Annotated in this window: 23 protein-coding genes and 1 pseudogene; 12 read left to right on the top strand and 12 right to left on the bottom strand. The window is 53.8% G+C overall.

The features are described 5' to 3' along the window. Positions 1 to 282 precede the first annotated feature (282 nt). The 3 genes and pseudogenes from NYE92_RS04810 (at position 283) to rlmA (ending at position 1,595) form a co-directional block, all read left to right on the top strand. Positions 283 to 401 (top strand): annotated as a pseudogene (locus NYE92_RS04810) (DUF2627 domain-containing protein). A 37-nt stretch (positions 402 to 438) separates the two neighbouring features. Beyond that, a complete protein-coding gene (cspE, locus tag NYE92_RS04805) occupies positions 439 to 648 on the top strand; it encodes a transcription antiterminator/RNA stability regulator CspE (RefSeq protein ID WP_001062678.1) in 210 nt (69 codons plus the stop codon). 137 nt (positions 649 to 785) lie between these two features. Next, the gene (rlmA, locus tag NYE92_RS04800) at positions 786 to 1,595 is read left to right on the top strand and encodes a 23S rRNA (guanine(745)-N(1))-methyltransferase (protein ID WP_022623239.1); all 810 of its coding nucleotides are present in this window, start codon (positions 786 to 788) and stop codon (positions 1,593 to 1,595) included. Here the strand turns inward: rlmA and NYE92_RS04795 are convergent. From NYE92_RS04795 to manX, 4 genes are all read right to left on the bottom strand, one after another. Further along, positions 1,592 to 2,050, bottom strand: coding sequence for a DUF986 family protein (locus NYE92_RS04795; protein ID WP_014593854.1), 459 nt, complete (start codon positions 2,048 to 2,050; stop codon positions 1,592 to 1,594). The two genes, rlmA and NYE92_RS04795, sit on opposite strands and share 4 nt — an antisense overlap. A gap of 89 nt (positions 2,051 to 2,139) precedes the next feature. Next, positions 2,140 to 2,985, bottom strand: coding sequence for a PTS mannose transporter subunit IID (locus NYE92_RS04790; RefSeq protein WP_013026024.1), 846 nt, complete (start codon positions 2,983 to 2,985; stop codon positions 2,140 to 2,142). Between the two features lie 15 nt (positions 2,986 to 3,000). Further along, positions 3,001 to 3,801 carry a PTS mannose/fructose/sorbose transporter subunit IIC gene (locus tag NYE92_RS04785; protein WP_026020938.1) on the bottom strand — a complete coding sequence of 267 codons (801 nt, stop codon included), beginning with the start codon at positions 3,799 to 3,801 and terminating at the stop codon, positions 3,001 to 3,003. 44 nt (positions 3,802 to 3,845) lie between these two features. After that, positions 3,846 to 4,820 carry a PTS mannose transporter subunit IIAB gene (gene manX / locus NYE92_RS04780; protein ID WP_019105115.1) on the bottom strand — a complete coding sequence of 325 codons (975 nt, stop codon included), beginning with the start codon at positions 4,818 to 4,820 and terminating at the stop codon, positions 3,846 to 3,848. 501 nt (positions 4,821 to 5,321) lie between these two features. Here manX and NYE92_RS04775 point away from each other — a divergent pair. Continuing rightward, positions 5,322 to 6,890, top strand: a complete 1,569-nt coding sequence (locus NYE92_RS04775) for a TerC family protein (RefSeq protein WP_014593852.1) — start codon at positions 5,322 to 5,324, stop codon at positions 6,888 to 6,890. A gap of 81 nt (positions 6,891 to 6,971) precedes the next feature. Here NYE92_RS04775 and NYE92_RS04770 read toward each other — a convergent pair whose 3' ends face one another. The 4 genes from NYE92_RS04770 to pabB all read right to left on the bottom strand — a co-directional run bounded on the left by NYE92_RS04770 (position 6,972) and on the right by pabB (position 12,221). Next, positions 6,972 to 8,534 carry an EAL domain-containing protein gene (locus tag NYE92_RS04770; protein ID WP_014593851.1) on the bottom strand — a complete coding sequence of 521 codons (1,563 nt, stop codon included), beginning with the start codon at positions 8,532 to 8,534 and terminating at the stop codon, positions 6,972 to 6,974. Positions 8,535 to 8,747: 213 nt separating this feature from the next. Further along, positions 8,748 to 10,112 (bottom strand): L-serine ammonia-lyase, encoded by a 1,365-nt coding sequence (locus NYE92_RS04765; protein ID WP_014593850.1) that lies wholly within the window; start codon positions 10,110 to 10,112, stop codon positions 8,748 to 8,750. Between the two features lie 186 nt (positions 10,113 to 10,298). After that, a complete protein-coding gene (locus NYE92_RS04760) occupies positions 10,299 to 10,862 on the bottom strand; it encodes a CoA pyrophosphatase (protein ID WP_013026018.1) in 564 nt (187 codons plus the stop codon). Further along, positions 10,863 to 12,221, bottom strand: a complete 1,359-nt coding sequence (gene pabB / locus NYE92_RS04755; RefSeq protein WP_041457671.1) for an aminodeoxychorismate synthase component 1 — start codon at positions 12,219 to 12,221, stop codon at positions 10,863 to 10,865. A gap of 109 nt (positions 12,222 to 12,330) precedes the next feature. Between pabB and NYE92_RS04750 the strand changes: the two genes are divergently transcribed. Beyond that, positions 12,331 to 12,516 (top strand): YoaH family protein, encoded by a 186-nt coding sequence (locus NYE92_RS04750; protein ID WP_064373895.1) that lies wholly within the window; start codon positions 12,331 to 12,333, stop codon positions 12,514 to 12,516. A 15-nt stretch (positions 12,517 to 12,531) separates the two neighbouring features. On the opposite strand, the gene NYE92_RS04745 is transcribed toward NYE92_RS04750, so the two are convergent. Then, positions 12,532 to 12,876: a RidA family protein gene (locus NYE92_RS04745; RefSeq protein ID WP_014605705.1), complete on the bottom strand. Its 345-nt coding sequence runs from the start codon at positions 12,874 to 12,876 to the stop codon at positions 12,532 to 12,534. Positions 12,877 to 13,028: 152 nt separating this feature from the next. On the opposite strand from NYE92_RS04745, the gene NYE92_RS04740 reads away from it, so the two are divergent. The 6 genes from NYE92_RS04740 to rnd all read left to right on the top strand — a co-directional run bounded on the left by NYE92_RS04740 (position 13,029) and on the right by rnd (position 19,718). Beyond that, positions 13,029 to 13,196: a hypothetical protein gene (locus tag NYE92_RS04740; protein WP_013026014.1), complete on the top strand. Its 168-nt coding sequence runs from the start codon at positions 13,029 to 13,031 to the stop codon at positions 13,194 to 13,196. A 112-nt stretch (positions 13,197 to 13,308) separates the two neighbouring features. After that, entirely contained in the window at positions 13,309 to 15,219 is a 1,911-nt protein-coding gene (locus tag NYE92_RS04735) for an ATP-dependent DNA helicase (RefSeq protein ID WP_064373893.1), read from the top strand. Between the two features lie 45 nt (positions 15,220 to 15,264). Beyond that, a complete protein-coding gene (tsaB, locus tag NYE92_RS04730; protein WP_015700197.1) occupies positions 15,265 to 15,963 on the top strand; it encodes a tRNA (adenosine(37)-N6)-threonylcarbamoyltransferase complex dimerization subunit type 1 TsaB in 699 nt (232 codons plus the stop codon). A gap of 60 nt (positions 15,964 to 16,023) precedes the next feature. Beyond that, positions 16,024 to 16,617: a Slp family lipoprotein gene (locus NYE92_RS04725; protein ID WP_013026011.1), complete on the top strand. Its 594-nt coding sequence runs from the start codon at positions 16,024 to 16,026 to the stop codon at positions 16,615 to 16,617. 203 nt (positions 16,618 to 16,820) lie between these two features. Then, entirely contained in the window at positions 16,821 to 18,497 is a 1,677-nt protein-coding gene (gene fadD, locus NYE92_RS04720; RefSeq protein ID WP_155644243.1) for a long-chain-fatty-acid--CoA ligase FadD, read from the top strand. Between the two features lie 99 nt (positions 18,498 to 18,596). After that, on the top strand, positions 18,597 to 19,718 hold the full coding sequence (rnd, locus tag NYE92_RS04715) for a ribonuclease D (RefSeq protein ID WP_013026009.1): 1,122 nt from the start codon (positions 18,597 to 18,599) through the stop codon (positions 19,716 to 19,718). A gap of 51 nt (positions 19,719 to 19,769) precedes the next feature. Here rnd and minE read toward each other — a convergent pair whose 3' ends face one another. Genes minE through minC form a run of 3 tightly spaced genes read right to left on the bottom strand, consistent with a single transcriptional unit; the run spans position 19,770 to position 21,587 of the window. Then, positions 19,770 to 20,039, bottom strand: a complete 270-nt coding sequence (gene minE, locus NYE92_RS04710) for a cell division topological specificity factor MinE (protein ID WP_010616394.1) — start codon at positions 20,037 to 20,039, stop codon at positions 19,770 to 19,772. Between the two features lie 3 nt (positions 20,040 to 20,042). Continuing rightward, complete coding sequence (gene minD, locus NYE92_RS04705; RefSeq protein WP_014593844.1) at positions 20,043 to 20,855, bottom strand: septum site-determining protein MinD; 813 nt, start codon at positions 20,853 to 20,855, stop codon at positions 20,043 to 20,045. 33 nt (positions 20,856 to 20,888) lie between these two features. Then, on the bottom strand, positions 20,889 to 21,587 hold the full coding sequence (gene minC, locus NYE92_RS04700) for a septum site-determining protein MinC (protein ID WP_013026006.1): 699 nt from the start codon (positions 21,585 to 21,587) through the stop codon (positions 20,889 to 20,891). Positions 21,588 to 21,741: 154 nt separating this feature from the next. Between minC and NYE92_RS04695 the strand changes: the two genes are divergently transcribed. Continuing rightward, positions 21,742 to 22,017 carry a YcgL domain-containing protein gene (locus NYE92_RS04695; RefSeq protein ID WP_013026005.1) on the top strand — a complete coding sequence of 92 codons (276 nt, stop codon included), beginning with the start codon at positions 21,742 to 21,744 and terminating at the stop codon, positions 22,015 to 22,017. The last annotated feature ends 229 nt before the right edge of the window (positions 22,018 to 22,246 follow it).

Below are 22,246 nucleotides of genomic sequence, written 5' to 3'. Positions count from 1 at the left end.
TGCCATATTAGTGCAATGTTATTTTTTTAATGTTATCCCTCTGGCTGGACGGCCGAGACGGCGTCAGATATCACCCTGTCTGGGCAAAAAAGCATTATATTATAGGGTTGTTGTGACTATTAGTGGCGTTCAGTACACAGGCTTATGTACCAGAAAGTACATTCTCTGGGAGCTGTCTTGCAAATATGTGAAAAGCGCCGACCGTGTTTATAAAAATGGCTTGCCATTATTTAGCGGATATGTGATAACAATTCGTGGGTTAAACGAGGTACAGTTCTGTTTATGTATGGCATCTTCAGTAAAGAAGTTACGAGTAAAGACGTTGACGTTGAATACCGCTTCCTTGCCGAACTTTAATCAGTGCCTCATTCAGTAATGTCTCTGTTTTATCTGTAGGTTAGCCTCCGGGCAAAATAAACACTTTAAGGAATTAGTAAAATGGCAAAGATTAAAGGTCAGGTTAAGTGGTTCAACGAGTCTAAAGGCTTCGGTTTTATCACTCCAGCTGACGGTAGCAAAGATGTATTCGTACACTTCTCTGCTATTCAGGGCAACGGCTTCAAAACGCTGGCCGAAGGCCAAAACGTTGAGTTCGAAATTCAGGACGGCCAGAAAGGCCCAGCAGCGGTTAACGTTACTGCTATCTGATTTCGCCTCAGACGGGTGCCATGCACCACAGTCTCAGATATTAAAGCCTTGGCCAACTGGCCGAGGCTTTTTTTACGCTTTCGCTATTGTTTCCCGTCAAGTACACTTCCGCGCGTTAATCTTTGCCGGAGCGCCTGATGTCTTTGAACTGCCCACTTTGTCACTTCCCCCTGACCCTGACTGACCGCAGCTGGCGCTGTGAAAATCGCCATCAGTTCGATCAGGCGAAAGAGGGCTACGTCAATTTGCTGCCCGTTCAACATAAAGGTTCACGTGAACCGGGCGACAGTGCAGACATGATGCAGGCGCGACGTGCGTTTCTGCAGGCCGGTCACTACCAGCCATTGCGGGACAACGTGGTTGCCGTCCTTAACCAGCATCTTAACCAACCAGCTGCGCAGATTCTGGATATCGGCTGTGGAGAAGGGTACTACACGGGCGCACTGGCCAGCGAGCTCGCGCCTGAGGGCCAGGTTTATGGTCTGGATGTGGCGAAGATGGCCGTCAGGCTGGCGGCAAAGCGTTACGCCCAGGTTTTATTTTGCGTGGCATCAAGCCACCGCCTGCCGTTTGGTGATGCTTCGCTGGATGCGGTGGTCCGCATTTATGCGCCCTGTAACGAGACTGAGCTCAGCCGGGTCATTAAACCGGGAGGCTTTTTACTCACGGTCACGCCCGGGCCTCATCATCTTCAGCAGCTTAAGGCGCTGATATACCGCGACGTTCAACTCCACGCCTCGGAAGAGAAAAGCTACCAGGGATTTCGTCAACTCGCCCAGCATCGTTTAACGTATCCAATGGCGTTGAGCGGGCAGTCTGCCACCACCTTGTTGCAGATGACGCCCTTTGCCTGGCGCGCGCGACCTGATGTGTGGCAGAGCTTAGCGGAAAGTACGCAGTTTCCCTGCGACGCAGACTTTATGATCACCCTGTGGCAACGCGATTAGCGTGCCTCCACCAGGGTCTGGTAAATGCGTTCCAGATCGTCAAGCTGTTGCACGGCGATAAGCAACCGCCGCTGCTCAAGCTGCATCACCAAAATACCGTCCTCGGAAAGATTGATGCTCTGTATCTGTGGATACGTTGTCCATCTGCCGGCATAAAACAGCCCCTGACTTTTCATCAGCAATTTGGGGCGGCGCACCCAGAAAAGCCAGAACGATAAAAAGCACAGCACCATCAAAAGCGTGGTTGTGAGTTTCGGCCCCTGATGGGTCAGATTGTTCCACAACAGAATGAGCAGTAAGCCAATAAAAATCAGGCTGTCTGCTTTGTGTTGGCGTTGGAGCGGGACACGTAAAAGCGCAGGGCCATGACGACGTGGTAGCACGGCTTCAACGTAAATAGCCAATAACAGAAGGGCAGCGATGCAGAGGGCGATGACGATGTCGGTCAATGACATTCTTCTTCCTTTACTGATTAAAGCCGGGCGTGAGTCACGCGACCACAATCTGAAAACATCGGGAGCCGCAGCTCCCGATGTGATGCCGGTTACAGCCCGAGCAAACCAATCCAGTAGCCAAAAATACCGATAGCAAAAAAGCCCACAATGATCCACAGGGCATTGACCTTACGGCGCAGCAGCCACATACAGGCGAAGGTCAGCAGGAGCGGTACGATCCCCGGCATCAGCTGATCCAGAATCGACTGCACGGTTGTCACCGTGGTTTTTCCGGTTTGATCGGTGATGCGTGAAACCACCAACGGAATGTTGACGTGCGTCCACTTATTGACCAGCGCCCCCATGACAAACAGGCCGAGTATGGATGCCCCCTCGGTCAGTTTTTGCAGGAAGCCACCGCCCATATCGCTGACGATATCAATCCCCTTGCGGTAACCATAAGCGACGCCGTAATAACGGGTTAACAGACGCGCCAGGTTAAACAGGATAAAGAACAGCAGCGGACCGAGCAGACTGCCGCTCATTGCAATCCCCGCGCCTAATGCCGCAAATACGGGACGAACGGTTCCCCAGAAAATCGGGTCACCTACGCCAGCCAGCGGGCCCATCAGGCCCACTTTGATGCCGTTGATGGCACCGTCATCAATCGCGGCACCGTTGGCGCGCTGCTCTTCCATGGCCATCGTCACGCCCAGCACAGGCGCGGCGACGTAAGGATGTGTATTAAAAAACTCCAGATGGCGTTTGATCGCCTGCTTACGATCGTCATTATTCTCAGGATAAAGACGGCGAATGACCGGCACCATTGAGAAACAGAACCCCAGCGCCTGCATACGTTCAAAGTTCCAGGAGCCCTGAAACAGGTTTGAGCGTAAAAACACAGCGCGTACGTCACCCGGCGTCAGTTTCTTTTCGACTTTTGTTATATCAACCATGTTGTCACCTGTTCCTTAATCGAGTTCGTTGTCGAGGTCGTTAGCTGACGGCGATGCCGCAGGCGCACCGGCTGCGCGGTTATATTTCGGGCTGAGCTGGATATAGAGCACCGCCATCACCACGCCAATCACGCCCAGTGCCACCAGGTTAAAGCTGGTAAACGCGGCAGTAACGAAACCCAGATAGAAGAACGGCATCAGGTAGCCTGCGCGCATCATGTTAATAACCATGGCATAACCCACCACCACGATCATGCCACCCGCGATGTTCAGGCCGTTGGTGACCACCTCCGGAATAGAGCTGAGCAGGGAGTGAACCGCATCCGTTCCTACCGAGATAGCCACAATCAGCGCCGGAATCGCGATGCGCATGGCCTGAAGCAGTAAGGCGGAAACGTGGATCCATGAGATGGCCGTGAGGTTGCCTTTCTCCGCCGCTTTGTCAGCGGCATGCTGGAAGGCTACGGTCAGCGTACGCACGATGATAGTCAGCACCTGACCGGCTGCCGCCAGCGGAATAGCCAGGGCGATACCGGCACCGACGCTCTGTCCACCGGCAATAACCAGAATGGTGGAGATAATCGAGGCCAGCGCAGCGTCCGGGGCAACCGCAGCACCGATGTTCATCCAGCCCAGCGCAATCATCTCCAGCGTACCGCCGATGATGATGCCCGTTTTCATATCCCCCAGCACAATGCCAATCAGCGTACAGGCGACTAACGGACGGTGAAACTGGAACTCATCCAGGATCGAACCCATCCCGGCAATACAGGCGATGATAAAGATTAATACAATTTGAAGTGTGGTTATTTCCATCATACTGCTTGTCCTCTACAGGATAGAAAAAGACGGCTGGCGCGTTATGCGCTCACCTTTGCCACCAGATCCATCATTTTTAGTTTTGGATCGCCCGAAACTTTACGCACCTCAAGTTCGATGTTGCGCGCGTTAAGCTGGCGAAATGCGGCGATATCTTTTTCATCGACCGAGACGGCATTGTTGACCTGGGTTTTACCCTGGCGAAAAGCCATGCCGCCAATGTTAACGCTCTTGATATCAACCCCTTGCTCAACAATCCGCAGGACATCCGTCGGGTTGGTAAACAGCAGCATGACCCGATCCCGGGCATATTTGGGGTTATTCCAGACGCGCACCATCTTATCGACGCCCACCACATGCGCGGTGACGCCCGGTGGTGCCACCTGGGTTAACAGCGTTTTGCGCACGTTGTCGTTGGCCACTTCGTCGCTGACAACGATGATGCGGCTGACGTTGGTTTCCTTGGTCCAGCGTGTAGCGACCTGCCCATGAATCAGGCGGTCGTCGATGCGCGCCAGGCAAATATTCATATGGTCGTCGGGGGTGAGAGGGCGACTGGCATGCGGGGCGCTGGCCGGGGCGGAGGGCGAGGCGGCAACCGCTGCGGGTTTTTCTTCAGGTTGTGCTTTTAAGGCTCTGACGCCTTCGCGACCGGTTTCTACCGCAATGGCCACCAGTTCGTCAAAAGAGGGGTTATCATCCCGCGCCATCAGGGTTTCCACCAACATGGGAATGTTTACCCCGGCGACCACCTCATAATGTGTTTTATCAACGACCAGCCGGCTGGCTGCATTGAAAGGGCTGCCGCCCCAGGTATCAACCAGAAAAAGCACGCCCTGTGAGGTGTCCAGTTCTGTCAGTCTTACCTGATATTTCTCAATCAGCGTGTCCGCGTTTTCTCCCGGGACAAAATCAATCCATCCCACATTTTCCTGTTCGCCTAAAAGCATCTCTGCCGTTTTTAGCAGCTGCTCCGCTGCCCAGCCGTGTGTACCAATTACAAGAGCAATGGTCACGTGCTACCTCCGTTCGCTTGTTAGTTCCTCAGAACCTGAGGAACCGTTAAGAATTATCGCGTTAACAATATCCAAATCTTGTTAATGTGATTTAACCTGACTTCAACATTGCAGGGATAACTAACTCACTACGTGATGCCGGATTTATTTTAGTGTCCGAAAAAATAAATTTTGTGACATTGGTTGGTTATTTGCAGCATGAAAGAGGGAAGTTGAGTTTTTATGTCACTCAATGCCGTCTGGCGAAAATGTAAAAACAGGAAAATTTTTTGACCTCGTGGTACGAACTGATACATTAGCGATCTGTTTATTATTCAGGAGTAGCGGGCAGCAGCCCACCCTTATGGATCGTCACCGACGTTGCTTAACCTTGTCTTTGCGCTCTTCAGCGCGCCAATTTACGCCAGACCGCGTTTTCTCTGCTTTTCCGGGCCTCTCTCTGTCACGTCCTTCGACGCGGGCATGCGTTAGCGTAATCACATCCTTTTTCTGGAGTCACTAATGGAATTTCTGTTCGACCCCTCAATTTGGGCGGGATTGCTCACGCTCATCGTGCTGGAAATCGTACTCGGCATTGATAACCTGGTCTTTATTGCCATTCTTGCGGATAAGCTGCCTCCTAAGCAGCGTGATAAAGCGCGGTTAATTGGTCTTTCTCTGGCACTGGTGATGCGCCTGGGGCTGTTGTCACTTATCTCCTGGATGGTAACCCTGACGCGCCCTCTGTTCAGCGTGGGGGATTTTAGCTTTGCCGGACGCGATCTGATTTTGCTGGCGGGCGGGATATTCCTGTTGTTTAAGGCCACCATGGAACTGCATGAGCGGCTGGAAAACCGTCAGCTGGAAAACAGCGGTAACCGTAGCTACGCCAGCTTTTGGGCGGTGGTGACCCAGATTGTCATACTGGATGCGGTCTTCTCACTGGATGCCGTGATAACTGCGGTAGGGATGGTGAATAACCTGCCGGTCATGATGACTGCGGTCGTGATTGCGATGGTGGTGATGCTGCTGGCTTCCAAGCCGCTAACCAAATTCGTTAACGCGCATCCTACTGTTGTGGTGCTGTGTCTGAGTTTCCTGTTGATGATCGGCCTGTCACTGGTGGCTGAAGGCTTTGGCTTTCATATTCCGAAAGGCTATCTGTATGCGGCGATTGGTTTCTCGATTCTTATCGAGTTGTTCAATCAGATTGCCCGTCGCAACTTCATTCGTCATCAGTCCCATCGTCCCATGCGTGAGCGCACCGCCGAGGCCATTCTGCGGTTGATGGGGGGACGTAACCGGGTGCAGAGCGCGCCTGCGAGCACTGAAGAGCAGGCGATTGCCGTCGCGATGCCGCAGGAAGCGTTTAAAGATGAAGAGCGCTACATGATTAACGGCGTACTGACGCTGGCGTCACGTTCCATCCGCAGCATTATGACACCGCGCGGCGATATTTCGTGGGTGGATGCCAACCGTCCTGTGGATGAAATTCGTATTCAACTTCTGGATACGCCGCACAGCTTGTTCCCGGTGTGTCGGGGGGAACTGGATGAGATCATCGGCGTGGTCAGGGCCAAAGAGCTGCTGGTGGCGCTGGATCACGGCGTTGACGTCGCGACCTTTGCCGCCAGCACACCGACGATTATTGTGCCGGAAACGCTTGACCCAATTAACCTGCTCGGCGTGCTGCGTCGTGCCAAAGGTAGCTTCGTGATCGTGACTAACGAGTTTGGTGTGGTGCAGGGCTTAATTACGCCGCTGGACGTGCTGGAAGCGATTGCCGGTGAATTCCCGGATGAAGATGAAACGCCGGATATCATCATGGATGGCGACGGCTGGTTAGTAAAAGGCGGCACTGACCTGCATTCTCTGCAGCAGCTTCTGGACTTCCATGAGCTGGTGAAGCCGGAGGAAGATCATGCTTCGCTGGCTGGCTTGTTGATTGCGCAAAAAGGGCAGTTACCTAAGCCCGGCGACGTGATCGATATCGAACCGCTGCACTTCCAGATTATTGACGCGACGGAGTACCGCATTGATCTGGTCCGGGTAACCAAAGATCAGCGTGACGACGACGAAGAAGAAGGTTAAGGCCACACCTGAAGATAAAACGCATCACGGAGTGATGCGTTTTTTTTGCGCGGAATAACGCGATGGCACACTTTTATCGCATTACAGGCCGAGGGTAAGCTGGTGCTGACGCAACCATTCCGGGAAGTCCTCCAGCGGCATGGGGCGGGCAAAGTAATAGCCCTGTAAATGTTCCACGCCCCGATCCCTCAGATAGTGGGCCTGTTCCTCGGTTTCAACGCCTTCCGCAACCAGACTGATGTTCAGGCGCTGTGCCAGAGAAATCACCATATCCGTCACGATGGCGTTGATGGCATCTGTGCCAATTGACGCGGTAAAAATTTTATCCAGCTTTAACACGTCCGGCTGCAAATCTTTCAGGTAGGACAACGAGCTGTGCCCGGTGCCGAAATCATCAATCGCCAGACGCACCCCAATGTCGTGCAGTTGAGAAATTACGGCCTGATCGACGACGGGCAGCGCATCACGTTCGGTTAATTCAACAACCAGCGTGGGAACGGGCTCGGCGGGCCACCAAAGCGTTTGCAGGTCTTCCAGAATGGCGCGGTCGCGGAAGTGGCTGGCAGCCACGTTAATGGCAATGTGAAAATGAGGGCTATGCGGAAGGTCGGGTAAGGCTTCGACAACGCGGTTCAGTACAAAGCGGGTTAACGGCTTAATCAGGTTCTGACGCTCAACAAGAGGGATAAAGACGTCAGGCGGAATCCAGCCCTGCCGAGGATTGTGCCAACGCAACAGTAGCTCAATGCCTTCACACTCAGACGTACGAGCATTGATCAACGGCTGGCAGTAAACCATAAACTCCCTGGCCGTAATGCCGTAACTAATCTGCCAGCTCAGACTCATACGATTGGCGGTCGCCAGCCAGACCACGTAGCCAATCAGTAAACTCAGCATCAGCGCCAGCGGCAACTGCGAGGGTAAAGATTCCAGCGCCAGGCGGGAAGGTGACGGACCATAGAGCGTCACGGTGTAAGGATAACGCAGTGAGGCCTCGGTATAGGTGACTTCATCTTCAGAAGGCTGCGTGGACTCAATCAACGGATTACCGTATTCCAGGCTTTTACCGTTGACGTTAAAAATGGCCCGTTCAACCCAGGGCGCCTGCGGCTCCAGCAGGTAGCTGCTCATTAATTCAATATTAATGGCCTGAAGAATGCCAGAACGATTATCCAGCGTCGTTGGCGTCCACAGTAATAAAACGGGTGAACCTTTAAGCAGATACTCATCCGTGGATAACACCATGCGCCGATCGTTAAGGGCCAGTTCGGGGTAGGTCTGACTAAATGAGATGTCCCGGGTGCCAAAAATACTGGAACAGTAGAGCGTGTCCCCATCGACCAACAGAACAGCGCGCACCGTTTGTAGTGACGAAATCTTTTCAATTAATGGAAAACGGGCATCCTGGCAGGGCATACCCACCAGGCCCAGCATGTTGTTCGCTGAGACGTCGAGAGGTGAAAACATGCGATCGAAACGCGTGATCGCCGTGTCGGCAAAGCTGATTGCTCGCTTTTGAATACGTGATTTTTCTTCAAAATAGCGAAAAGCCAGCGTTAATGTAAGAACAATCGAAGCAATCACCAGCGCAATAAGCAATCGCTTACGTCTGTATTGTCCAACATATTGCTGGGCCATGAACATCAAGAATCACCTTCCCAAAACCAGAAAATAGATATAGCTGGGTTGTTATCGGCACGGCCCGAAGCAAATTTAGGACCTGAGCGTAAAATGAAAGGTCATAAAAAAAGGAGAGCGACCCGAAGGTCGCTTTAACATTGTTAATATTTATAGCAGGCAGGGCTGACTAATGCACTGGTTAAAAAGCAGAAAGTTAGAAACAAATCTCAAAAAATATTAGTCACACTGAACTTTTATCGCCAGTCCGCCGCGGGAAGTCTCGCGATATTTGGCATTCATGTCTTTTCCTGTCTCGTACATGGTTTCAATGACCTTATCCAGCGAAACGCGCGGCTCGCTGGTGCGGCGCAGGGCCATACGTGCAGCGTTGATGGCCTTCACGGAGGCAATGGCATTGCGTTCAATGCAGGGCACCTGGACCTGACCCGCCACGGGATCGCAGGTCAGACCCAGATTGTGCTCCATGCCGATCTCCGCAGCGACACAGACCTGCTCTGGACTGGCACCTAACAGTTCCGCCAGACCGGCTGCAGCCATAGAACAGGCAACGCCCACTTCGCCCTGACAGCCCACTTCGGCACCGGAGATAGAGGCATTCATTTTATAAAGAATGCCGATCGCGCCGGAGGCGAGAAAATAGCGAATAAAGATATCGGGCGTGACCGGTTCGATAAAGTGGTCGTAGTAGGCCAGCACGGCTGGCACGATGCCGCAGGCACCGTTGGTTGGTGCGGTGACCACGCGCCCCCCGGCGGCATTCTCTTCATTTACCGCCAGAGCAAACATGTTAATCCAGTCAATAACGACCATGGGATCGTTAGAGTGCTTGGCAGAGGAGATCAGCAGGCGGCGCAGTGACGCGGCGCGGCGCGGCACGCGCAAGGGACCGGGCAGCACGCCTTCGGTATTCAGGCCGCGATCGATACAGGCCTGCATGGTTTGCCAGATTGTTGCGAAATAGGCGTTAATGTCGTCACGCGAATGCAGTGCCAGTTCATTTTTCATCACCAGCCCTGACAGGGAAAGCCCGGTTTCACGGCAGTGCGACAACAACTCTTTTGCCGAGTGGAAAGGCCAGGGAACCGAAACTTCATCCAGCGCAGACTGACCAAAATGCTCTTCATCGACAATGAAGCCGCCGCCAACGGAGTAATAGGTCTTTGACAACACCAGCAGATCGCCCGAAAACGCCAGCAGGCGCAGGCCATTTTCATGCAGAGAAAGGTTCTCGCTGCGGAAGACCATGCCGCCTTCGCGAGGAAAATCGACTTCATGCGCGCCTTTCGCAACCAGCAGACGTTCCCGCTGCTGCACGTCTTTGATAAAGGCAGGAATGGAATCAATGTCTACGCTGTCAGGTGACTCACCCGCCAGGCCCATGATGATAGCGATATCGGTATGGTGACCTTTACCGGTCAATGACAGGGAACCATAGACATCGACGGCGATGCGTGTCACCTCATGCAGTTTGCCCTGTTCAGACAACAGATCCACAAACTGCTTACCCGCTTTCATCGGACCGACCGTATGAGAACTGGATGGGCCAATGCCCACTTTAAACATGTCAAAAACCGAAATCATGGGTGACACTCCTCACAAAAAAAACTTACCCTGCCGTGGCAGTTTATGGCGCTAATAGTAAACGGCGAAGCAGGATGAACGCGCTGCTTTTCGCATGAAATAAACTAATTAAAACCACGAAAAAAAATTATAGTGTGAGATCGCGCGGAAGCCCGTAAACAGGGTTAAAAATGAAAGCTGCGTCAACTAAAACGCAATTTGCTGACTCAGTGAACGAATAATGCCTGCTGTCATGCCCCAGACCAGGTAATCCTGATAGCGCGACAGCCACACAGGATGGCGAATACCGGCGCGGTAGTAGTCAAGCTCTGCGTAGCGGCTGAGGCGCAACGCTTCGGTCAGGGGCATTTCAAAAGTACTCACCACTTCATCGGGGTTGATGCGCAGCGCCAGGCGGTCCGGGATGATGCCTAACACAGGCGTGACCTGAAATCCTGTGCTGCTGGTCACCGCAGGCAGGCAGCCCAAAACCTCCACCTGAGCGGGTGAAATGCCCACCTCTTCCTGCGCTTCCCGCAAAGCGGTAGCGACCAGCGAACCATCTTCGGGGTCCTGCATGCCACCGGGAAAGGCCACCTGACCGGCGTGCTTACGCAGCCCGTGTGAACGCTGGGTCAGTAGAAGACCGGGCTGCTGACGTGCAACAATGGGAATTAACACCGCCGCATGGCGCCCAGAAAGCGGCTGCGTAGGTTGCTGAGGGGGCTGCAGCAGAAAGCGGGTGCGGAAATCCGCCAGGGTCAACGCCATTCAGGCCCCTTTTTCCAGCGCGGGCAAAATGCGGCTGACCTTATCCAGGGTTTCCTGATATTCCGATTCCAGCTCGCTGTCGGCCACTAAACCGCCGCCAGCCGAACAGTAGAGGTGATGATCTTCGGCAATCAACGTACGAATCGTAATACTGGTGTCCATACGACCACACACACTCAGATATCCGATGCTGCCACACCAGGCGTTACGGCGTTGCGGTTCCAGTTCATCGATAATTTCCATTGCACGAATTTTCGGCGCACCCGTGATCGAACCGCCGGGAAAGCAGGCGCGTAACAGATCGCAGGCCTGCAGATTTTCGGGCAGCGTGGCGCGAACGGTGCTGACCAGATGATGCACTGCCGGAAAGGGTTCCACCACAAACAGTTCGGGTACGCTTACGGAACCGGCCACGGCGACCCGGCCTATATCATTACGCAGCAGATCGACAATCATCAGATTCTCTGCCCGGTCTTTGGCGGACGTCCGCAGACTTTTGGCCTGGGCGGCGTCCCGCAGCGGATCGCTGTCACGCGGGCGCGTACCTTTAATCGGGCGGGTCGTAATGACGTGTTGATCCAGCGCCATAAAGCGCTCGGGGGAAAGGCTGAGAATGGCGCTCTCCGGCAGGCGTAAAAAAGCGCTGAAAGGCGCGCGATTAGCCTGATTAAGCAAGCAGAACGCACGCCATTCGTCACCCTGATAACCGGCCTTGAAGCGCTGTGACAGGTTGACCTGGTAGCAGTCACCCGCCTGGATATAGGCCTGGACCTTGCGAAAACGTTCCGCGTAGTCATCAACGCTGAGGTTAGCGGACCATTCGCTGGTCAGTGAAAACGGCGCGCTTTCGCGTGTGGGCCAGCCTTCCAGCCAACTGAGCCGCTGCGCAACATCCTCTACAGCAACCAGGGTCAATGTCTGACGATGATGATCGGCAATTAATGCCCAGTTGTAGATGCCCACCGCCATATCCGGCGTCTGCAGATCGGCGGTGGCGATCTGAGGTAACTGCTCAAAGCGCCGTCCCAGGTCATAGCCAAACAGCCCCAGCGCGCCGCCCACAAAGGGTAAATCCGGATGGCGTGTTGGGGGGATGCCCAACGCGTTGCAGTAGTGCTGCACGAGAGAGAGAGGATCGTCCTCACTGTTTTCATGGCCATGTGCATGGCGAATTTCTGTTATCCTGCCACGCGTCGTCAGTGTGGTAAGGGGATCGGCGGTCAGGATATCAAAACGGTTATCGCTGTGATCGGCGTGCCCTGACGACAGCAGCATCGCCCATGGCAGATGCGCAATACGGGAAAAATAGTGCGTAAGGGCGTCAGGAGAATAACGTAGGTTATGAGTTTGAACGTTCATTGAGCACAAAATCTGACATCAGAAATGCCGTTAGACTGACATATTTTTTCCTGACTGGCACCTGTTTGTTCCCCATGAAATAATGGCAGCCCTAAAGCAGGAGTGAAACATGATTACAGGATTACCCGCACTTTCACACGACCAGCAGCAACGCGCGGTAGAACGCATTCAAAAGTTAATGGCAGAGGGCATGTCCAGCGGCGAGGCGATAACCCTGGTGGCGCAGGAAATTCGTGAAAGTCACACCGGAGAACTGATTCGGGCGCGCTTCGAAGATGAAGACGACGAAGGCTGACGCCCGGAACCGGGGTTAACGCGCGGCGATAATTTTTATTTCGACTTTATACTTCGGATTCATTAAGGCTGCCTGAACCGTGCAGCGCACTGGGGCATTGCCGGGTGAAACCCAGGCGTCCCAGGCGCGGTTCATTGCCGCAAAATCAGCTTTATCGACCAGAAAAATGGTGGCATCCAGGATTTTGCTTTTGTCACTGCCCACGCGTGTAAGCAGGGCGTCAATCACCGCCAGCGCATTGGCGGTTTGCGCTTCGGCATCCGCATCAAGGTTTTCAGGCACGCTGGTATAATAAATCGTGTCGTTATGAACAACCGCTTCGGACATACGATGTTCGGGATCAATGCGCGTAATGCTCATCATCTTCTCCTTATTTTTTTGGACGCCTAGCCTGACATATTCCCGATGCCATTGTCATCCATTGCAAACGCCTGCGGGCGTCGGTCGCGCATCGTGGCCGGAAAAATGGTATAAAACGTCGCTTATCAGTTCAGGACTCCTAGGAAGAAGGCATGGCGAATACGCAATATCTGTTTTGGGTGATGTTTGGCGCACTGGCGCTGCTGTCTGTGGTGGTGTCAACTTTTGTGGGCATGTCGCGTACGGCCAGACAGGGGTTTATCACGCTGGCGGTTTTATGGGTGATCCTGGCGGCGGGTGCGCTTTATATCAGTCATTAGCGGCATTCCCTGCATCCAGCTAGCATAATGGAGACGCCCGCGTCAGCAATTTCCTTAAGGCGGGAAAGACTGACATAATATACAGTGTTTTTTGCCGGAATTGAGAGGATACGTGGCAGACGATTTTGCATCAGATGGCGCGCTGGCAAAGCGTATTACGGGGTTCAAACCGCGTGAAGCACAGCGTGAAATGGCCCAGGCTGTCACCGAGGCCGTGCAGAGCAGCGGTGAGCTGGTTGTTGAAGCGGGCACGGGGACGGGCAAGACCTATGCCTACCTGGCACCGGCGTTACGCGCCAATAAAAAAGTGATTGTTTCCACGGGCTCAAAAGCCTTGCAGGATCAGCTTTATGCTCGCGATTTGCCCACCATCGCTAACGCGCTAAAATTTACCGGTAAAACGGCGCTGCTTAAAGGGCGATCTAACTACCTGTGCCTGGAGCGGATGGATCAGCAGTCTGCCACCGGCGGCGATCTGAGCGTTCAGTCGCTTACCGACCTGGTGACGCTGCGCGCCTGGGCCTCACACACCGTCGACGGCGATATCAGCGCCTGTGCAGACGTGACGGAAGACAGTCCGATATGGCCGCTGGTGACCAGTACCAACGACAACTGTCTGGGAAGCGATTGCCCGCAGTATAAAGCGTGTTTTGTCGTCAAAGCGCGCAAGAAGGCTATGGATGCCGATGTGGTCGTCGTCAATCATCATCTTTTTCTTGCCGATCTGGTGGTGAAAGAGGGGGGCTTCGGTGAGCTGATCCCTGAAGCGGACGTCATGATTTTTGATGAAGCCCATCAGTTACCGGATATCGCCAGCCAGTATTTCGGTCAGCAGATCTCCAGCCGTCAGTTAGCCGATCTGGCGAAAGACATCATTATTGCCTATCGCACCGAAGTGCGTGACGTTCAGCAACTGCAAAAATCGGCCGACAGGCTGGCTCAGTGCGCTCAGGATTTTCGGCTGGCGCTGGGCGAACCCGGCTATCGCGGAAATCTGCGGGACTTGCTCAGTGATAACAACATCATGCGCATGTTAACGCTGCTCGATGATGCCCTGGAACTGTGCTATGACGTCATTAAACTCTCACTCGGGCGTTCTGCGCTGCTTGATGCGGCCTTTGAACGCGCAGCGCTTTACCGTACGCGACTGAAGCGCATACGATCCATCAGCGAACCGGGTTTCAGTTACTGGTATGAATGCACATCGCGGCACTTTGTGCTGGCGCTAACGCCGTTATCCGTGGCCGAACGCTTCCGGGAAATGATGGATGACCGCAAAGCGGCATGGATTTTCACCTCAGCGACCCTGGCCGTCGATGAAAAGATGGACCATTTCGCCGAACGGTTAGGCGTGAGCAAGGCGAAGAGTTTGATTCTCAGCAGTCCGTTTGACTACTCACAGCAGGCATTACTGTGCGTTCCCCGCAATCTGCCGGAACCGAATCGTCCTGGCGGCGCACGTCAGCTGGCTAAAATGATGAAGCCCTTGATCGATGCAAATAAAGGCCGCTGCTTCTTCTTATGTACCTCACATCTGATGATGCGTGAGCTGGCGGCCGAGTTCCGCGCCTCCATGACGTTGCCGGTGTTGGTGCAGGGCGAAACCAGTAAAGGGCAACTGCTGAAACAGTTTATCGAAAAGGGCAATGCTCTGCTGGTGGCTACCAGCAGCTTCTGGGAAGGGGTGGACGTACGTGGCGATGCGCTGTCGCTGGTCATCATCGACAAGCTGCCGTTTACCTCACCGGAGGATCCGCTGTTAAAAGCCCGCATGGAAGACTGCCGTTTGCGGGGAGGCGATCCCTTCAGTGACGTGCAACTGCCCGACGCCGTGATTACGTTGAAACAGGGCGTTGGCCGTTTGATTCGCGATACTGACGATCGTGGCGTGCTGGTGATTTGCGACCAGCGTCTGGTATCCCGGCCTTATGGCGCGCTGTTTCTTAACAGCCTGCCGCCCACTCCACGCACGCGGGATATCGCGCAGGCTATTGCCTTTATTCGTCAGCAACCTGACGCGTAATTTTATGCTAAGATGCGCGCCGTTTTTGAATCCTCTGAGGTCGTTATGTCGGTCCGAATTTTAGCGCTGGATACAGCGACAGAAGCCTGTTCTGCAGCCCTGCTCAACGGGCAGCAGATTGATGCACGCTTTGAGATCGCGCCGCGCGATCACACCCAACGAATTTTACCCTTAGTGGCAGAACTGCTGCAGTCTCAGCAGTTGGAACTAACACAACTTGATGCGCTGGCATTTGGCCGCGGTCCGGGCAGCTTCACCGGCGTGCGTATTGGTATCGGGATCGCTCAGGGGTTGGCACTGGGCGCGGCGTTGCCCATGGCGGGGATCTCTACGCTGGCCACGCTGGCGCAGGGTGCCTGGCGGCTGCACGGTGCCACGCGGGTATTAACCGCGATAGATGCCCGTATGGGCGAAGTCTACTGGGCCGAGTATCAGCGTGATGAGCAGGGTCACTGGCAGGGTGAAGCGAGCGAGAGCGTACTGTCGCCCGCCGCGGCCTTGACGCGGATGCAGGCGCTGGAGGGCGAATGGTTTACTGCCGGAACCGGCTGGCAGGCCTGGCCAGATCTGCAGCAGGGCCATGCCCTTCAGCTGGTTAACAGCCATGTGGAACTGCCTGCGGCAGAAGATATGTTGCCGCTGGCCGTCGCCGCTTTGCAGCAGGGCGCGACGGTATTGCCTGAAAACGCAGAACCCACCTATCTGAGAAACGAGGTGGCCTGGAAAAAACTGCCTGGACGCTGAAACGTGACGCAACTTATTGTTATCGGAGCACTCTAAACAGCAACTTTCAGGAGAATACCCATGTCAATTCGTCGTCACGGTGTTGCCGGTCTGCTACTGGCCTGCGCCCTGGTTTTAAGTGGTTGTGTTTCAGTGCCGGATAATATTAAGGGCAATTCCGCCATGCCCCAGCAGGACTTATTGCGGGTGATGAAAGATCCGGCCATCTATGTCGGTCAGGAATCGCGCTTTGGCGGCAAGGTGGTTAACGTGTTCAACCGTAACGGCAAAACCCGGCTGGAAATAGCAACGCAGCCGCTGGATGAGGGCGCGCGTCCCGTACTAGGCGCCAGCTCTGTGGGTCGCATCTATGCCGACATTCCCGGCTTTGTCGATCCGACGGATGTCAAAGATCAGTACGTTACGGTGCTCGGTACGATTAAGGGCACGGAGCAGGGCAAAATTGGCGAGGCCACCTATCAGTTTGTGGTCATCGACGTTCGTGGCTATCAGCGCTGGCATCTGACGCGCCAGATTGTTGCGCCTCCGCAGCCCATTGACCCGTGGATTTGGTATGGCCCGACGCGCCATCGTGGGGGCTACTGGGGACCCAACCCGTACTGGGGAATGTATAACAGCGGGCCCGCACAGGTTGAAACTATCCTGACACAGTAAGCATTACCTGTTTATTCAGCCCGGTAGCGGTGCTCGCTGCCGGGCTTTTTATTTGTATTGTCTGCAAAGACGAAATTTAGTGATGGACTTCGCAACCTCAACATGACAAGAAGAGCAAACTGGTACAATCAGTTAAAATATTGTTAACAAATGCGATTGTCGAGGCGGCGATGAGTACACAACAAGATTATCGGGGTGAATCCTTGAATAAGGTTTGGCTAAAACGCTACCCGGCAGACGTCCCTGCCGAAATTAATGCTGATCGTTACCGCTCTCTGGTTGATCTGTTTGAGCAGGCCGTTTCCCGTTACGCCGGGCAACCTGCTTTTTACAACATGGGTCAAAAGATGACCTATCGCCAACTGGACGAAAAAAGTCGGGCCTTTGCCGCCTATCTGCAACATGAGTTGAAACTGAAACAGGGCGACCGTGTTGCCCTGATGATGCCTAATCTGCTGCAATATCCGGTTGCGCTCTTTGGCGTTTTGCGGGCCGGAATGGTCGTGGTCAACGTCAACCCACTCTATACGCCGCGCGAATTAAAACACCAACTTAATGACAGCGGTGCCAGCGCGATCGTTATTGTCTCTAACTTTGCGCATACGTTAGAAAAAATCGTCAGCGAGACCGCGATCAAACACGTTGTTCTGACCCGCATGGGCGACCAGCTTGCACCGGTCAAAGCCACCCTTGTGAACTTTGTGGTGAAGTATGTGAAGCGACTGGTACCAAAGTACCATTTGCCGGGTGCGATAGCGTTTCGCCACGTACTGGAAGCCGGAGAGAAAATGCCGTATCAGCGCCCGGATGTCAGTAATGAGGATCTGGCGTTTCTGCAATACACGGGCGGCACGACAGGCGTGGCGAAAGGTGCCATGCTGACGCACCGGAATATGCAGGCAAACCTTGAACAGACGAAAGCCACCTACGGCAAGCTGTTACGGGATGGCAAGGAGTGCGTTGTCACAGCGTTACCGCTTTACCATATCTTTGCGCTGACCGTTAACGGCTTGCTGTTTGTTGAGCTGGGTGGGCAGAATCTGCTGATCACCAATCCGCGTGATATTCCCGGTTTTGTTAAAGAGATCGCCAAATATCCGTTTACCGCCATTACCGGCGTGAATACGTTGTTCAACGCGCTGCTTAATGACGATGGCTTTACCAAACTCGATTTTTCTACCCTGCGCCTCTCTGCCGGGGGCGGCATGGCGGTACAAAAGGCGGTCGCTGAGCGCTGGGAAAAACTCACCGGCCACTATTTACTGGAAGGCTACGGTCTGACCGAGTGCTCTCCGCTGGTCTCCGTCAATCCTTATGACATCAGCTGCCACACGGGCAGTATTGGCTTACCGGTGCCCTCTACGGACGTGATCATTCTGGATGAAAACGGCAATGAAGTGCCAACCGGAGAGCCCGGCGAATTGTGTATCCGGGGTCCGCAGGTGATGCATGGCTACTGGCAGCATCCGGAGGCCACGGCAGAAGTCCTGAAAAATGGCTGGCTCCACAGCGGGGATATTGTTACCGTTGACCACGAAGGATTTATCCGTATCGTGGACCGCAAAAAGGATATGATTCTGGTGTCAGGTTTTAACGTCTATCCGAATGAAATTGAAGACGTTCTGATGCAGCATCCCAAAGTGCGCGAAGCGGCTGCGATTGGCGTGCCCAGCGAACTGTCGGGCGAGGCGGTGAAGGTCTGTGTGGTGAAGAAAGATCCCTCGCTGACCAAAGAAGAGTTGCTCGATCACTGTCGTCGTCAGCTCACCGGCTACAAAGTGCCGAAAATCGTTGAGTTCCGCGATGAACTACCCAAAACGAATGTAGGAAAAATTCTGCGTCGTGAACTGCGCGACGAGGTGAAAACCCACACGGGTTGATTCACCGTCAGGATTCAGGTTGAACGCCGGCTCTGTCCGGCGTTTTTATTGCTTTTAACATGGAGCACCGCACGTTGTCGGCTGCGGTGAAAACTGAACGTGAACTATTCCCTGATCGATAACGATGATCGCCTGGCCGAGGTGTGCAACAAAGCACGCCAGCATACGGCCGTCGCCCTGGATACGGAATTTGTCCGTACCCGTACCTACTATCCACAGCTGGGACTGATTCAGCTGTTTGATGGCGAACAGCTGGTGTTGATCGATCCGTTACCTGTCCGTGACTGGTCACCGTTTATCGAACTGTTAACGGATACCCGCGTCACGAAATTTTTGCACGCGGGCGGCGAAGATTTGGAAGTCTTCCTGCACCGTTTTGCTGTACTGCCACAGCCGATGATTGATACACAGATTCTGGCGGCCTTTAGCGGTCAACCGCTTTCCTGGGGATTTGCCTCCATGGTGGCGCACTTTACCCAGGTCGAATTAGATAAGAGTGAGGCGCGCACGGACTGGCTGGCGCGTCCGCTGACGGAACGGCAGTGCCAGTATGCCGCTGCCGACGTGCATTACCTGTTGCCGATTGCTCATCAACTCATGCAACAGGTTGAGCAGGCAGGGAACATGGCGGCGGCGCTGAGCGAATGTGAAAACCTGTGCCAGCGTCGGCTGGATAGCTTAGCGCCGGAAGATGCCTGGCGCGATATCACCAATGCCTGGCAGCTGCGTCCGCGCCAACTGGCGGCGCTGCAACGCCTGGCGGCCTGGCGGCTCAAGGTTGCCCGAGAAAAAGACATGGCAGTGAATTTTGTGGTGCGGGAAGAGAACCTGTGGAAAGTCGCCCGTTTCATGCCGGGCTCGCAGGGTGAGTTAGATCACCTGGGCTTATCTGGCCATGAGATTCGTTTTCACGGCAGGGCGATGCTGGCGCAGGTCGCAGACGCAGCCGGACTGGCTGAAAGCGAGCTGCCGCCGCCGTTAAGCAATCTGGTCGATCATGTGAACTATAAGCGGGCGTTTAAAGCGATCAAAGCACTGGTGCAACAGGTAAGTGAGCAGAGCGGGTTTAGTCAGGAGCTGCTGGCATCGCGCCGACAGATCAATCAGGTACTGAGTCAGCACTGGGGGCTGAAGCCACAAAACCGCGAACCTGAACTGTTAACAGGCTGGCGAGGCGACGTGCTGAAACCCGGCATTATGACCATCCTTGCCGAGATGTAAGAAATTTCCCCTGCCAGTACAGCGCAGGGGAAAATCAGGAAACGGTCGACGTCATTTAGGCACGTCTTCCGTTTCGGGTAGCGTGACGTTCAGTTCCAGAATGGAGATATCATCCCCTTTCTGGTCGAGTTGAACCGTCACCATGTCCGGATCAATCTTCACGTACTTGCAAATCACTTCGAGAATGTCGCGCTTAAGTTGCGGAAGATAGTGGGGCTCACTGTCGCCCCTTCTCCGTTCTGCCACAATAATCTGTAGCCTTTCCTTGGCTATGTTGGCAGTGTTCTTCTTCCGGGATAAAAAGAAATCAAGTAATGCCATGGTTTATCCCCCGAACAGGCGTTTCAGGAAACCCTTCTTCTCTTCTTCAATAAAGCGGAAGGGGCGACTTTCACCGAGTAACCGGTCAACGGTATCGGCATAGGCTTTACCAGCATCAGACTCACCATCGAGAATTACCGGCTCACCCTGGTTAGAGGCACGAAGAACCGACTGGTCTTCCGGGATGACGCCGACCAGAGGAATACGCAGGATTTCCAGAACATCTTCCATGCTCAGCATATCGCCACGATTCACGCGGCCAGGATTGTAACGGGTCAGCAGCAGATGCTCTTTAACCGGTTCCTGGCTGGTTTCCGCACGGCGGGATTTGGAAGAAATAATACCGAGAATACGGTCAGAGTCGCGTACAGAGGAAACTTCCGGGTTCGTGGTGATGATGGCTTCGTCGGCAAAATAGAGCGCCATTAACGCACCGGTTTCGATGCCGGCCGGCGAGTCACAAACGATGAAGTCAAACGCCATCTCTGCCAGATCGTTCAGCACCTTCTCAACACCTTCGCGGGTAAGGGCGTCTTTGTCGCGGGTCTGCGAGGCAGGCAGAATATAAAGTTGTTCTGTGCGCTTATCACGAATCAATGCCTGGTTCAGCGTGGCATCACCCTGAATGACATTAACAAAATCATAAACCACACGGCGTTCGCAGCCCATGATTAAATCAAGGTTACGCAGGCCGATATCAAAGTCGATGACAACCGTTTTTTTGCCTTTCTGCGCTAAACCGGTGGCGATGGCCGCGCTTGACGTGGTCTTACCAACGCCCCCTTTACCGGATGTAACTACAATAATGCGTGCCATAAATGTTGATTTCCTTAACGAAAGAAAAGGGGCCTAATTAAGTGTCTGGATAGTCAGCGCGCCGTCCTGAAGGCAGAGGCGTGCCGCTTTAGCAAAAAACGCTTCGGGGATTTGATCCATGATCCAGTACTCCCCGGCGATAGAAACCAACTCTGCTGCCAGGTTGGTGCAAAAAATCTGGCAATCTCTGTCACCGCTGGCACCCGCCAGCGCGCGGCCGCGCATCATGCCATAGATATGAATATTGCCATCGGCAACCAGTTCCGCGCCGGCGCTGACGCTGCTGGTGACAATCAAATCCGCATTGCGGGCATAGATTTGCTGACCAGAACGCACCGGCGTGTTAACGATGCGTGTTTTCGCCACCAGCGCTTCCGTCGCAACGGGTTTTGACTCCGGCTCCGGCGCTTCGCGCTTGTGGCTCTCTTTACCTTCGGCCAGCACCGGAAGACCGACGCGGGCGATCATTTTTTTCAGCGCCTCGTCTTTGCATCCACTGACGCCGACGATACGGAGCCCCGTTGCGCTGACGGCCTGCTGCATCTGTTTCCAGTTTACGGCCGCATCAAGGGCCGCAACATTCAGCACCACGGGTGCGTTTTTCAGGAAATCTGGAGCCTGGTCAATTTTGTCCTGTAGCGCTTTGCGGATCACCTCTGGCTCATGGTGATGCAAATGAACAACGGACAAGGTAAAACTGCTTCCCTTAAATTCGATTGGCGATTGCGGCATCTGTCCCGACTCAGTCCTGTTTTACTACCCTGTGCTAAGCGATCATAAAAGCATCGTTAAAGCGCGATCGGCGAATATTCGAAGTACTGCAAGCATGTTATAGTTACCGCTATATTCAAACAAGCCTCACAGCTGGTTAATTCGAGTAAAAAATATGTTTTGTGTGATCTACAGAAGTCCCGTCCGCGACCAGACTTATCTCTACGTTGAAAAAAAAGACGATTTTTCGCGCGTTCCTGAGGCCCTGCTGAAAGGCTTTGGTAAGCCTCAGTTAGCGATGGTGGTGAACCTGGCCCAGCGCGACAAACTGGCAAATGCGGACATCAATAAAGTGAAGCAGGGGTTAAGCGAGCAGGGATATTATTTGCAAATTCCACCACCCATCGAAAGTTTGTTAAAAACGCATCTCGAACTGGATAGAAAAGATTAACTCGGATTGTTCCTTTAATATAAATTTTGCAGGGCCGTCATCAGCAAATTTATATTCCCGTGAGGCTGAATAATAATTGCACAGTCGCGCCGCTGCGGCGCGCTGTTTGCAACCTGACCGGTCAGATGAAGGCGGCGACGCACAAATAGCCTGGCTGACTTATTGACAATTCTCGCGCATCTGTCAGGTTTACTCATCTCAGTGATAGCTGGCAGGCTGGCTTTAGGTG

The organism is Pantoea sp. B566, from assembly GCF_024793925.1.
Lineage (GTDB): Bacteria > Pseudomonadota > Gammaproteobacteria > Enterobacterales > Enterobacteriaceae > Pantoea > Pantoea ananatis.
The sequence above is the reverse complement of the archived record's forward strand: the minus strand, read 5'-3'. Positions and strand labels throughout refer to the sequence as shown.

Excerpts from the sequence above, each read along its gene's own strand:
- minD (WP_014593844.1), bottom strand. The coding sequence starts at position 20,855 with ATGGCACGCATTATTGTAGTTACATCCGGTAAAGGGGGCGTTGGTAAG.
- NYE92_RS04740 (WP_013026014.1), top strand. The coding sequence starts at position 13,029 with ATGGCGAATACGCAATATCTGTTTTGGGTGATGTTTGGCGCACTGGCG.
- NYE92_RS04775 (WP_014593852.1), top strand. The coding sequence starts at position 5,322 with ATGGAATTTCTGTTCGACCCCTCAATTTGGGCGGGATTGCTCACGCTC.
- NYE92_RS04695 (WP_013026005.1), top strand. The coding sequence starts at position 21,742 with ATGTTTTGTGTGATCTACAGAAGTCCCGTCCGCGACCAGACTTATCTC.
- NYE92_RS04760 (WP_013026018.1), bottom strand. The coding sequence starts at position 10,862 with ATGGCGTTGACCCTGGCGGATTTCCGCACCCGCTTTCTGCTGCAGCCC.
- pabB (WP_041457671.1), bottom strand. The coding sequence starts at position 12,221 with ATGAACGTTCAAACTCATAACCTACGTTATTCTCCTGACGCCCTTACG.
- minE (WP_010616394.1), bottom strand. The coding sequence starts at position 20,039 with ATGGCATTACTTGATTTCTTTTTATCCCGGAAGAAGAACACTGCCAAC.
- NYE92_RS04790 (WP_013026024.1), bottom strand. The coding sequence starts at position 2,985 with ATGGTTGATATAACAAAAGTCGAAAAGAAACTGACGCCGGGTGACGTA.
- NYE92_RS04770 (WP_014593851.1), bottom strand. The coding sequence starts at position 8,534 with ATGTTCATGGCCCAGCAATATGTTGGACAATACAGACGTAAGCGATTG.
- minC (WP_013026006.1), bottom strand. The coding sequence starts at position 21,587 with ATGCCGCAATCGCCAATCGAATTTAAGGGAAGCAGTTTTACCTTGTCC.
- cspE (WP_001062678.1), top strand. The coding sequence starts at position 439 with ATGGCAAAGATTAAAGGTCAGGTTAAGTGGTTCAACGAGTCTAAAGGC.
- NYE92_RS04725 (WP_013026011.1), top strand. The coding sequence starts at position 16,024 with ATGTCAATTCGTCGTCACGGTGTTGCCGGTCTGCTACTGGCCTGCGCC.
- NYE92_RS04750 (WP_064373895.1), top strand. The coding sequence starts at position 12,331 with ATGATTACAGGATTACCCGCACTTTCACACGACCAGCAGCAACGCGCG.
- NYE92_RS04745 (WP_014605705.1), bottom strand. The coding sequence starts at position 12,876 with ATGAGCATTACGCGCATTGATCCCGAACATCGTATGTCCGAAGCGGTT.
- rlmA (WP_022623239.1), top strand. The coding sequence starts at position 786 with ATGTCTTTGAACTGCCCACTTTGTCACTTCCCCCTGACCCTGACTGAC.
- NYE92_RS04765 (WP_014593850.1), bottom strand. The coding sequence starts at position 10,112 with ATGATTTCGGTTTTTGACATGTTTAAAGTGGGCATTGGCCCATCCAGT.
- tsaB (WP_015700197.1), top strand. The coding sequence starts at position 15,265 with ATGTCGGTCCGAATTTTAGCGCTGGATACAGCGACAGAAGCCTGTTCT.
- NYE92_RS04785 (WP_026020938.1), bottom strand. The coding sequence starts at position 3,801 with ATGGAAATAACCACACTTCAAATTGTATTAATCTTTATCATCGCCTGT.
- NYE92_RS04795 (WP_014593854.1), bottom strand. The coding sequence starts at position 2,050 with ATGTCATTGACCGACATCGTCATCGCCCTCTGCATCGCTGCCCTTCTG.